This is a genomic window from Micromonospora sp. NPDC047753, assembly GCF_040642735.1.
Classification (GTDB): domain Bacteria; phylum Actinomycetota; class Actinomycetes; order Mycobacteriales; family Micromonosporaceae; genus Micromonospora.
On sequence record NZ_JBEYSL010000862.1, the window covers coordinates 1 to 1,346 of the forward strand.

1 protein-coding gene is annotated in these 1,346 nt (G+C 69.7%); it reads left to right on the top strand.

The genetic code is table 11. From position 1 onward, the window contains the following. A partial coding sequence (thrS, locus tag ABZ749_RS35280; RefSeq protein ID WP_357235762.1) for a threonine--tRNA ligase occupies positions 1-1,181 on the top strand: 1,181 nt, incomplete at its 5' end. Between the last annotated feature and the right edge of the window lie 165 nt (positions 1,182-1,346).

Sequence of the window (1,346 nt, forward strand, 5' to 3'; positions counted from 1 at the left end):
CCGACGAGATCGGCTCCGGCCTGGCGGTCTTCCACCCCAAGGGCGGCATCATCCGCCGCGAGATGGAGCACTACTCGCGGCGGCGGCACGAGGAGGCGGGGTACGAGTTCGTCAACACCCCGCACATCACCAAGGCGCAGCTGTTCCAGACCTCCGGTCACCTGCCGTACTACGCGGACACCATGTTCCCGCCCATGCAGCTGGAGGGCGCGGACTACTACCTCAAGGCGATGAACTGCCCGATGCACAACCTGATCTTCAGGTCGCGCGGGCGGTCGTACCGGGAGCTGCCGCTGCGGATGTTCGAGTTCGGCACCGTCTACCGGTACGAGAAGTCCGGTGTCGTGCACGGCCTCACCCGGGTCCGCGGCCTGACCCAGGACGACTCGCACATCTACTGCACCCGTGAGCAGATGGCCGGCGAGCTGTCCACGCTGCTCAGCTTCGTGCTCGACCTGCTGCGCGACTACGGCCTGGACGACTTCTACCTGGAGCTGTCGACCCGGGACGACTCGCCCAAGTTCATCGGGGCCGACGAGGACTGGGCCGAGGCCACCGAGGCGCTGCGGACCGCCGCCGCGACCTCCGGCCTGGACCTGGTTCCCGACCCGGGCGGCGCTGCGTTCTACGGGCCGAAGATCTCCGTGCAGGCCCGTGACGCCATCGGCCGGACCTGGCAGATGTCCACCATCCAGGTCGACTTCAACCAGCCGGAGCGGTTCGCGTTGGAGTACCAGGCCGCCGACGGTAGCCGGCAGCGGCCCGTGATGATCCACCGTGCGCTGTTCGGGTCGATCGAGCGGTTCTTCGGGGTGCTCACCGAGCACTACGCGGGCGCGTTCCCGGCCTGGCTCGCGCCGGTGCAGGTGGTGGGCATCCCGATCCGCGAGGACCACACCGACTACCTGCACGGCTTTGTCGCGGCGCTGCGTGCCGAGGGCATCCGGGCCCAGGTGGACGCGGGTGACGACCGGATGCAGAAGAAGATCCGGACGGCGCAGCAGCAGAAGATCCCGTTCATGGTGATCGCCGGTGACGACGACGTGGCCGCCGGCACGGTGTCCTTCCGCTACCGCGACGGCTCGCAGCGCAACGGGGTGCCGGTCGCCGAGGCGGTGACCCACGTGCTGGACGTGGTCAGCTCACGGACCAACATCGGCCCGTCCGCCGCGGCGGAGTAACGGGACCACGGCACGGCGCGGTCCGTCCGCACGGTGCGGTCCGCGTGGTCTGCGTGGCGCGGCCGTCCGCGTGGTCTGCGTGGCGCGGCCGTCCGCGTGGTCTGCGTGGTCCATGATGACGGGCAGCTCACGGAACTGCCGGCGGACCTCCATCACCACGGCACC